This is a genomic window from Kosakonia sp. LAM2021, from assembly GCF_016620385.1.
Taxonomy (GTDB): Bacteria; Pseudomonadota; Gammaproteobacteria; order Enterobacterales; family Enterobacteriaceae; genus Kosakonia; species Kosakonia sacchari.
Window position 1 is genome coordinate 1 of the sequence record NZ_JAENHT010000021.1, and the last position, 10420, is coordinate 10420.

Annotated in this window: 8 protein-coding genes, 1 tRNA gene and 3 rRNA genes; 5 read left to right on the forward strand and 7 right to left on the reverse strand. The window is 50.8% G+C overall.

Going from position 1 to position 10420, the window contains the following annotated elements; all coding sequences use genetic code 11:
* From JKP81_RS23350 to rrf (JKP81_RS23365), 4 genes are all read left to right on the forward strand, one after another.
* Positions 1 to 96 (forward strand): 23S ribosomal RNA (locus JKP81_RS23350); the annotation flags it as partial.
* A 93-nt stretch (positions 97 to 189) separates the two neighbouring features.
* Positions 190 to 305: ribosomal RNA gene (gene rrf, locus JKP81_RS23355) — 5S ribosomal RNA — on the forward strand.
* Between the two features lie 14 nt (positions 306 to 319).
* A tRNA-Thr gene (locus JKP81_RS23360) sits at positions 320 to 395 on the forward strand.
* A 39-nt stretch (positions 396 to 434) separates the two neighbouring features.
* Positions 435 to 550: ribosomal RNA gene (gene rrf, locus JKP81_RS23365) — 5S ribosomal RNA — on the forward strand.
* 492 nt (positions 551 to 1042) lie between these two features.
* On the opposite strand, the gene JKP81_RS23370 is transcribed toward rrf (JKP81_RS23365), so the two are convergent.
* From JKP81_RS23370 to JKP81_RS23400, 7 genes are all read right to left on the reverse strand, one after another.
* On the reverse strand, positions 1043 to 1801 hold the full coding sequence (locus tag JKP81_RS23370) for an amino acid ABC transporter ATP-binding protein (protein ID WP_200553619.1): 759 nt from the start codon (positions 1799 to 1801) through the stop codon (positions 1043 to 1045).
* Between the two features lie 8 nt (positions 1802 to 1809).
* Positions 1810 to 2913: an amino acid ABC transporter permease gene (locus tag JKP81_RS23375; protein WP_200553620.1), complete on the reverse strand. Its 1104-nt coding sequence runs from the start codon at positions 2911 to 2913 to the stop codon at positions 1810 to 1812.
* A gap of 9 nt (positions 2914 to 2922) precedes the next feature.
* Positions 2923 to 4104 (reverse strand): amino acid ABC transporter permease, encoded by a 1182-nt coding sequence (locus tag JKP81_RS23380; protein ID WP_200553621.1) that lies wholly within the window; start codon positions 4102 to 4104, stop codon positions 2923 to 2925.
* Between the two features lie 72 nt (positions 4105 to 4176).
* Positions 4177 to 5202: an amino acid ABC transporter substrate-binding protein gene (locus JKP81_RS23385; RefSeq protein ID WP_200553622.1), complete on the reverse strand. Its 1026-nt coding sequence runs from the start codon at positions 5200 to 5202 to the stop codon at positions 4177 to 4179.
* Between the two features lie 500 nt (positions 5203 to 5702).
* Positions 5703 to 5924 (reverse strand): lipoprotein, encoded by a 222-nt coding sequence (locus JKP81_RS23390; RefSeq protein WP_017457276.1) that lies wholly within the window; start codon positions 5922 to 5924, stop codon positions 5703 to 5705.
* Positions 5925 to 6253: 329 nt separating this feature from the next.
* Positions 6254 to 8332: a bifunctional diguanylate cyclase/phosphodiesterase gene (locus JKP81_RS23395; protein WP_200553623.1), complete on the reverse strand. Its 2079-nt coding sequence runs from the start codon at positions 8330 to 8332 to the stop codon at positions 6254 to 6256.
* 165 nt (positions 8333 to 8497) lie between these two features.
* Positions 8498 to 8659 (reverse strand): DUF2556 family protein, encoded by a 162-nt coding sequence (locus JKP81_RS23400; RefSeq protein ID WP_020455476.1) that lies wholly within the window; start codon positions 8657 to 8659, stop codon positions 8498 to 8500.
* Between the two features lie 354 nt (positions 8660 to 9013).
* Here JKP81_RS23400 and JKP81_RS23405 point away from each other — a divergent pair, with 354 nt between their 5' ends.
* Positions 9014 to 10237 (forward strand): site-specific integrase, encoded by a 1224-nt coding sequence (locus JKP81_RS23405; protein ID WP_200553624.1) that lies wholly within the window; start codon positions 9014 to 9016, stop codon positions 10235 to 10237.
* Positions 10238 to 10420: the final 183 nt, after the last annotated feature.

Sequence of the window (10420 nt, forward strand, 5' to 3'; positions counted from 1 at the left end):
AAGGAACGTTGAAGACGACGACGTTGATAGGCCGGGTGTGTAAGCGCAGCGATGCGTTGAGCTAACCGGTACTAATGAACCGTGAGGCTTAACCTTACAACGCCGAAGATGTTTTGGCGTGAGAGAGAAGATATTCAGCCTGATACAGATTACATCAGAACGTGAGAACGGTCTGATAGACAGAATTTGCCTGGCGGCACTAGCGCGGTGGTCCCACCTGACCCCATGCCGAACTCAGAAGTGAAACGCCGTAGCGCCGATGGTAGTGTGGGGTCTCCCCATGCGAGAGTAGGGAACTGCCAGGCATCAAATTTAGTGTGCTGATATGGCTCAGTTGGTAGAGCGCACCCTTGGTAAGGGTGAGGTCCCCAGTTCGACTCTGGGTATCAGCACCAGTTATAACGGTTAAAGTTCGGCACTTAGAAAAGAATTTGCCTGGCGGCAGTAGCGCGGTGGTCCCACCTGACCCCATGCCGAACTCAGAAGTGAAACGCCGTAGCGCCGATGGTAGTGTGGGGCCTCCCCATGCGAGAGTAGGGAACTGCCAGGCATCAAATAAAGCAAAAGGCCCAGTCAAAAGACTGGGCCTTTTGCTTTTCTACTGCAGCACCCCGCATGACAGTCACACTCAAGTCATTTCCCCCTGGTGCGTAGCCCTTTGAACATGAATTGGTTTAAGCACCATAGATCCTGAAAGGTAGCGAACAAGCGCTCCTCTTCCGTAACCAAACATCAAACACACTAAAACAGAAGTAAAACGCCGTCGTGCCGATGGTAGTGTCGGGGCTCCCGTGCGAAGGTAGGAAACTTCGGGCAAACAAACAAGTACATAAGAAGCAAAGAACCGCTCGCATGTAAGCCAGTATTAGCTGGCGTGTCCCGGAATTTTTTAAGAAGCGCGCTCAGCCAGCTCAGTGATATCGGTAGCCAAAGAAATAAAGTCGGAAATAAACCTTTTGATAAGCATACTTCAGGACGTGCTTCTGCTTCGGCAATAAAAAAGGCCACCCGTATGAAGTGGCCTGTAACAATCATATAGAGATCAATGAATAACCTGCGACAAAAACGCACGAGTACGTTCTGATTTCGGGTTCGCAAAGAACTCTTCCGGTGGTGCCTGCTCAACGATTTCACCCCGATCCATAAAGATCACGCGATCGGCAACGGTGCGCGCAAAACCCATTTCGTGGGTGACACACAACATCGTCATGCCGGACTGCGCCAGCCCAATCATGGTATCCAGCACCTCTTTTACCATCTCCGGATCCAGCGCTGAAGTTGGCTCATCGAACAGCATGATTTTAGGCTTCATACATAATGAACGGGCGATCGCCACACGTTGCTGCTGACCACCGGAAATCTGCCCCGGAAACTTATGCGCATGCTCGGCAATGCGAACACGTTCAAGATAATGCATTGCCAGCGCTTCAGCCTCCTTCTTGGGCATCTTATGTACCCAAATCGGTGCCAGCGTACAGTTTTGCAAAACGGTCAGATGCGGGAATAAATTAAAGTGCTGGAACACCATTCCCACTTCCTGGCGGATCTTTTCGATATTGCGGATATCTTCATTTAACTCAATACCGTCAACGACAATGCGCCCTTGTTGATGCTCTTCCAGATGGTTAATGCAGCGGATTGTTGTCGATTTTCCAGAACCGGACGGGCCACAAAGCACAATGCGCTCGCCCTGTTTCACATTGAGATTAATATCTTTCAGTACATGGAACTGCCCGTACCACTTATTCACATTTTCGAGCGTAATCATCGCGTCGCCAGATTGCATAGTTGTATTACTCATGGGGATCCTCAGTGCGGTGTACGCCCAGTGTTAAAGCGCTTCTCCAGATGCTGGCTGTAGCGCGACATGCTAAAACAGAAAACCCAGTAAACTAAGGCAGCAAAAACATAGCCTTCGGTGGACATCCCCAGCCATGCAGGGTCGACCGTGGCTTGCTGTACGCTGCTGAACAGATCAAACAGGCCGATGATGATCACCAGACTCGTGTCTTTGAACAGGGCAATGATGGTGTTCACAAGTCCCGGGATCACCAGCTTCAGCGCCTGCGGTAAAATCACCAGTCCTTGTGTTTTCCAGTATCCCAGTGCCAGAGACTCCGCCGCTTCATATTGCCCCTTTGGCAGCGCCTGCAAGCCGCCACGCACCACTTCCGCCACGTAAGCGGACTGAAACAAGATCACGCCAACCAGCGCACGGATCAGCTTATCGATACTGGTGCCTTCCGACATAAACAGCGGCAGCATTACCGAGGACATAAACAGCACGGTGATTAAGGGAACGCCGCGCCAGAACTCAATGAAAATGACCGATAACACGCGAACCACCGGCATTTTCGAACGGCGTCCCAGCGCCAGCAAAATCCCCAGTGGCAATGCGCCAGCAATACCAACAGAGGCGATGATCAATGTCAGGGTCAAACCGCCCCACTGGCGGGTTTCAACACGTTCCAGCCCCAGGAAACCGCCAAACAACAACCACCACACGACAAGTGGATAAATAATTGCCCAGCAAGCGATATAGCGCCCGCGACGCGGCAGCGCCTTCCAGAACATTGGTGCGATAGAGAGCAGGCCAACGAGCAGCGCCACATTAATTCGCCAGCGTTGATCATGCGGGTAGAGGCCATACATAAACTGGCCAAAACGTTCGTGGATAAACACCCAGCACGCACCCGCTTTCGTACAATCAGCGCGCGTCGAACCAAACCAGTTCGCCTGAAATAGCGCCCAGTCCAGCAAAGGGGGAATCAACTCCCACATTAACCACAGACACAGCAGCGTCAGCAGCGAGTTTGACCAACTGGAGAACAGATTTTTTCGTACCCACACTATCGCGCCATTGCTTCCTGCAGGTGTCTGGCGCGTGGAGGGAGACAGAATTGCTTTTGTCATCAAAGTTCCTTAGCGCTCAATCAGGGCAATACGGCGGTTATAGATGTTCATCAGCAACGAAATCGACAGGCTGATGAGCAAGTAAACCGACATGGTAATAGCGATAGTTTCAATCGCTTGCCCGGTCTGATTCAGCACCGTACCGGCAAACAGCGACACCATATCCGGATAACCAATTGCCGCTGCCAGCGAGGAGTTTTTGGCGATATTCAGATACTGGCTGGTCAGCGGAGGGATAATCACGCGCAGCGCCTGCGGAATAATCACCTGACGTAATGTCACTGGATTAGGCAAGCCGAGCGAACGTGCCGCTTCGTGCTGCCCATAGGGCACTGACTGAATACCTGAACGGATAATCTCAGCGATAAACGCGGAAGTGTAGACCGATAGCGCAATGGTGAGCGCGGCGAGTTCGGGGATCAGCACCATACCGCCCTGGAAGTTGAAGCCGCGCAGGTGCGGAACGTCCCAGTGCAGCGCTGCGCCAAACACCCAGTGCGCTACCAGCGGCAGCAGAATAATCAACCCCAGCGCGGCAGGCCATGTCCGGCGTAGCTGCCCGGTTTTGATTTGATGCATTTTATTAAAGCGAAACAGGCCTATGGAGATAGCCACCGCCACGATTATCGCGCCCACGAACGCCAGCATGCCCTCGCCCATTTGCGGGGAAGGAATATACAAGCCCCGGTTGCTCAGAAACACCAGCTCCATCGCGTTGACCGCCTGGCGCGGGCCGGGTAGGTTACGCAGCACCGCGAAGTACCAGAAAAAAATCTGCAACAGCGGCGGGATATTACGGAACGTTTCGATATAAATGGTCGATAACTTCCGCAGTAGCCAGTTTTCCGACAGACGGGCGAGGCCAAGGAAAAAACCGAGGAACGAGGCGAACACAATACACAGCGCTGAAACCAGCAGCGTATTAAGTAAGCCCACAAGAAATACACGGCCGTAGGTGTCACCTTGTTCATAATCAATAAGATGCTGAACAATACCAAAACCGGCGGCGCGATCCAGAAAGGCAAAACCGGACGTGATGCCGCGGTTATTCAGGTTAGTAACGGTGTTGTGTATCAAATAAATAGCGACAACGACCACGGCGATAATCGCAAGGATTTGAAACAGCCAGGCGCGAACCGCAGGGTTAGAAAGGGAGATGGCACCTTTCACGGTTGGGCGGCGATGGGACATAGGAAAACCTCAGTAACCATGACTCTGGGCTGGGCGCCACGCAAGCGTAGCGCCCGTTACAGCACTTACGTATTAGCGCACTGGCGGAGCGTACTGAATACCGCCGTTGTTCCAGAGGTTGTTCTGGCCGCGTTTGATTTTCAGCGGGCTTTCAGAACCGACGTTACGTTCAAAGATCTCTGAATAGTTACCAACTTTCTTAATGATGTTGTAAGCCCATTTGTTATCCAGCTTCAGATCTTTACCGAAGTCGCCTTCTTTACCTAACAGGTGCGCCATATCCGGTGTTGTTGGGTTAGCGGCTTTCTCATCAACGTTTTTCGAGTTAACACCCATCTCTTCCGCGTTCAGCATGGCGAACAGTGTCCAGCGAACAATCGAGAACCAGTCATCGTCACCACGGCGAACTACCGGCCCCAGCGGCTCTTTCGAGATCACTTCCGGCAACACGATCCACTCTGTCGGGTTGCTCAGTTTGATCCGCAATGCATACAGCTGCGACTGGTCGGAAGCGAGCGTGTCGCAACGGCCCGATTCCAGCGCTTTCGCGGATTCATCGGAACGGTCGAATGTCACCGGCGTATATTTCATTTTGTTGGATTTAAAGTAATCCGCCACGTTCAGTTCTGTATCGGTACCTGCCTGAATACAAACGGTTGCGCCGTCCAGCTCTTTAGCGCTTTTCAGGCCCGCTTTGTTATGGGTCAGAAAGCCGATACCGTCGTAATAGGTGACGCCAGTGAATGACAGGCCCATGCCGCCATCGCGGGAAGAGGTCCAGGTGGTATTACGGGAGAGCATATCCACTTCGCCAGATTGCAAAGCGGTGAAACGCTCTTTGGCAGTCAGCGGGGTATATTTAACTTTCGTGTCGTCACCGAATACGGCGGCGGCAACGCCGCGGCAAACGTCCACGTCGATACCGGTGAATTTACCGCTCGCATCCGCGTAGGAAAAGCCAGGCAGACCGTCGCTGATACCGCATTGTACGAAACCTTTCTTTTTAACGGCATCCAGCGTTGCGCCCGCATGTGCCTGATTTGCGACAGCAAACAGTACACCGGCAGCGGCCAGGCTGGCGATCATCATCTTTTTCATAATGCATCCTGTGTGGCGAAAATTTATCGTTATATAAGGCGTTCGGGAAACGCCTGAACCTGTCTGTGGCGATGGCCATACTCTTTAAAGCAAAGGTAGTGCCAGTTTTGCGCGTGGCGTTATTTGGCTAGCGCAGGCGCAATATTGAGAGTGTAGACAGGAAAAAATAAAACCATTGCCCCGTTGTGGTGCAAAAATACAACCTGCGCCACAAAACAGAGCAAAAAGGGGAGCCGCTAAGAGGTTAATAACAGATAAGTTTCTTGCGTGAATATAAGCAATATATTGATTGGCATCGCTTTGTGAAATTGGTCACGCAAAAATAGACAAAAAAAGATAAGCGGGGAAACCTGTCGACTCAGATGAAATGATATTCGTGCTTATTTTTTAATTTCTGCCTGCTTATGGGGCTGAAAATTTACTTATGCAAAATTAACTGCACCTTAATAAAGCAAAAGCGCGGCGAACCGCGCTTTTTATAACTATTTGGTGTTTTAAAACTATTTCGTCAGCGCTACGATACCGAGCGTCAGACCGGCAATCGCCGCTGCGCCACCGGCAATGGCTCCGGCTGTTTCCCAGTTATCCTGAGTTGTGCCTTTCATACAGGTATTGGTATGTACCAGACGACCTTGATCATCATACACCGGTACACAAGGAGAATCGTGGGCACAGCCTGCCAGGAATGTCGCCAGTAATGCCACGGAAATGAATTTTTTCATAATATTACCTCGAAATAATCACGATTCCCGATATCAATAATAGCGATACCTGTCCAGAACCGATAAGCCATATTTTACCATTCGCGTGCGCGAATTCTCCGGTGCAATAATCTCAAATTATGTTCTTTGTAAAAATCATGAAGATAAAACCGCGTCGCGGGTTAAATAGTGCAGAAAAGATGAAGAGTGGAATAAAAAATTCTGTTGCAATGCATAAGCGCTTGATTAAATAGAGATGGCGCATGACATTATTTTTATAAGAATAATCTAGTTTACGACTTTGGTAAAACAAAAGCGCCTGATGGCGCTTTATTAAAATCAATCTGGCTTCAGGAAAGCGTCTCGGGCGGAAGAAGTTTATTTCCATACGAAGTAATAGATTCCGCGCTCACCGGTTTACCTAATAAATACCCCTGCAGCGTATTACAGCCCAGCTCGGTAAGAAATTTTTGTTGTTCTTCTGTTTCCACGCCTTCCGCCACAACTTTCAAATTCAGCGTTCTGGCTAGCGCCACGATGGCGGAAACGATGGTGGCATCTTCACCTTCCCGGCTTAACTCGCGCACAAATGCACGATCGATTTTTAATTCGCAGGCCGGAAGTCGTTTCAGATACAACAGGCTGGAGTAGCCTGTACCAAAATCATCGATTGAGGCTTGAACGCCTGCATCTGTCAGCTCCGTCAACACGCGCACACTCTCATCCGGGTTGCTCATTGCGGTGGTTTCGGTCACTTCCAGGATTAATTTTTGCGGCGGCACATCATGCTTTTTCAGCGTCTCCATAATCGTTTCCACCAGGGTACTCTGCTCAAACTGCAGGGTGGAAAGATTCACCGCCACTGACCACTCAAGGTGCCCCATTTTGCGCCATTCGCCAAGCTGACGGCAGGCTTCATCCACTACCCAGTTACCGAGCGGCACAATCAGGCCGGTTTTCTCCGCCAGCGGCAAAAAAACATCCGGTGTGAGCACGCCCTGGTAGGGATGGTGCCAGCGCAGCAGCGCTTCGAATCCAATAACTGGCCCCGCAGGCGCTTTAAATTTGGGCTGGTAAACCAGCCGGAACTCCTGGCGCTCCAGTGCCATCCACAGATCATTGAGTAACTGCAACTGTGTTTGTGCCAGTGTGTTCATCGAGGGCTGAAAGAAGTGGTAACCGTTACGGCCCATATGTTTGGTGTGATACATCGCCGCATCGGCGTTGAACATCAGTTCCCGTTCGTTCTTGCCATCGTGTGGATAAAGCGCAATACCGACGCTCAGCGTCACCATCACATCATAGGGATCGATAGTGAAAGGTTTATCAATCACGCGTACCAACGAACTGGCAAGCGTTGCCGCTTCATCTGGCGCGCTGACTTCCGCCAGCAGAACAAATTCGTCACCACCAATGCGTGCCAGCGTGTATTGACCTTTTAATTTTTGCGTCAGGCGATCGGTCACCGCGACCAGCAATTTATCGCCGACATCGTGACCCCAGGCATCGTTGACGGTTTTGAAACCGTCAAGATCCATAAACATCAGTGCGAAGAAAGAGCCTTCGCGTTTGGCTTTATTGATGGCCTGTTCAAGGCGATCTTCCAGCAAAACGCGGTTAGGTAAACGCGTTAAGGTATCGTGCAGCGCCAGCCGCGCCAGTTCGCGGTTAGCGGCCGCCAGTGAGGTCGCCAACAGCGAAGTTCGTGCTTGCAAACGCGCATCGAACATCGACACCAGTAGCGTAATACCCAACACCGAGAAGGCCATCATGCCGACCAATACGGCTAACCAGTTATTATTAAAACCGTTATGGCCCATAACGTGCTGATGAGGAATTTTGGCTGCCATCATGCCGGTGTAATGCATACCAGCAATGGCGATGCCCATTAAAATTGCCGCACCAAAACGCATCAGCGCAACCTGGGCCGCTTCATGACGTAAATGGAAGGTGAGCCACAGTGCGGCGAAAGAGGCGACCAGCGCGATCGCTAAAGATAAGGCGACCCAATTCAGATTCCAGATGATAGCCGGGGAGACCTGCAGCGCCGCCATGCCCGTATAGTGCATCGCCGCAATACCCAGGCCCATGACAATTGCGCCCGGGATCAGGCGACGCAGATGCAGATACGGGGCGCTCACCAGCCACAGCGCGAATAACGAAGAGCCAATCGCGATAATCATTGAGAGAGTAGTAAGAATCGGTTCGTAGCGCATGTTCATTGACATGTTCATCGCCAGCATGCCGATAAAGTGCATCGCCCAGATGCCTATTCCCATCGCTACGCCGCCACCGCTGAGCCAGATCCATGACGATCCCTGGCTGCTGGTGGAAACACGGCCTGCCATATTCAGGGCGGTATAAGAGGCCAAAATGGCTACGATAAAAGAAACAACAACAAGGATATAGTCGTATTGGCTATCCAGCATGGTGTCATCAACTCATTCACTAAGGGCGTTACGCATTACTACGATCGGACTGGCGAAAAGGGCTGAGACATTAGCATCGTATGGAGATGGCTCAAAATGATTTAAATCCCTGCGTTAATCAGGGTGATGGCTGCATTTTCGCGAATTTTCGCTACAAGCAACCACTTACAGATTATTGCAGTTAACCAGTTTGAGCGGATTTACGGAATTCATATTGCGGCACTTATCGATCTCGGTGGTCATATACTCAACCCAGTACATGATTAAGCTATCCAGCATGAGGATCGACAGGGCGAAAGCCACTAGCCACCAATACTTGCGAATCATTCCGTATCTCCCTTTTCTTGCAACCATTTGTTGAAATATACACGAATCCGCAACCCCGGAATGACAGGGAAAGCGGGCTTTTTAGCGCTATTTCAGGCAATAAAAAAGGCGCTTTCCCATGCCGGTTAGCGCCTTTTTATCAATACAACTCACTGATTAAAAATCAGTTCATGCCGTATTTTCAAAACCTGCGTTTTTTACGGTTCGTGTCTGTTTAGTAGTGTTCATTCATCTTTGTGATTTAAAAGGATAAATTATCTTTTATTGCTCGCCTTTGTTCGTTGCCGTTCATGGGGTAACATTAAGATGTGTAGTCAGTGGTGTAGTCAGTGCTGCGAATGAACTGAGGTTTTTATGGCTGGTGGTACGAATAAATTAAGCGATACATCGCTGCGTAAGATGATCGGGAGGGAAAGCCCCGGCGACAGCTTTTACGCCGATGGAGACGGCCTGAGCGTCAAGGTGTCAAAGGTTGGCATCATGACCTGGTATTACACGTACCGTATTGGCGGTCGCACCACAGCGCCGCAGCGTATGAAGCTGGGTAATTACCCGGACCTGTCTCTAAAGGCAGCACGCGAAAAGCGGGAGCAGTGCCGCACATGGCTGGCCGAGGGTAAAAACCCGAAGCACCATCTCAACATCACCACTCAGGAAGCCTTAAAGCCTGTCACGGTAAAAGAAGCACTTGATTACTGGATCCGTGAGTATGCTTCCCGGCGGCGCGCGAACGTTGATAAGCACGTCGAGCAACTGAATAAGCACATCTTTCCTTATATAGGCGATTATCCGCTCTCGATGTGTGAAACCCGCCACTGGCTGGAGTGTCTTTCCCGCGTCAGCAAAGATGCACCGGTTGCCGCCGGCTACCTCTTGCAGATGTGCAAACAGGCATTGAAATTCTGCCGTGTTCACCGCTACGCATCGAGCAACGCGCTAAGCGATCTGACCATTGATGATGTGGGTAAAAAGCAGGAGAAGCGCGACAGGGAGCATACCCGCCAGGAGCTTGCTGATATCTGGCGCGAGAGTACTGGTCTGAAATTCAAACCTTACTATGCCTCGCTGCTGCGCCTGCTGGTGGTGTTCGGCTGCCGCACCCAGGAATTGAGGTTATCAGCGATCAAAGAGTGGGATTTGCAGGACTGGGTCTGGACAGTGCCGAAGGAGCACAGCAAGGGTGGCGAGAAGATATTACGACCGATTCCCTGCGCCATGAGACCGTTTATCACTTCCCTGATAGGGCAAAACCGGGATAGCGGCCTGCTGCTGGGCGAAATGAAGAAACCGGAAGCCGTCAGCCAGTGGGGGCGAGGTATCTATAAACGTCTTGGTCACGCCGAACCATGGACGCTGCACGACCTGCGCCGGACGTTTGCCACCACGCTTAACAATATGGGGATCGCACCTCATGTCGTTGAGCAACTGCTGGGACACACACTGGGCGGCGTTATGGCGGTATATAACCGTAGCCAGTACTTACCCGAAAAACTGGATGCACTAAATAAGTGGATGGAACGCTTAACTTTACTGTCTGAAAGTCCTGATGATGTTGTTTTAATGAGGGTGGTAAAATGAATCTGCCTATTAGAAAATATTACCCGATAACCGAAGCTGCAAAAAGAATGCAATGCCAAGAGAGTGAATCGCCACGGATAATCTAGACACTTCCGAGCCGTTGATAATACTGGTTTTCATATTCTGTCGGTGACATCTGTTCGCTAGAACCATGCCGACGCTTACTGTTATAAAACATTTCGA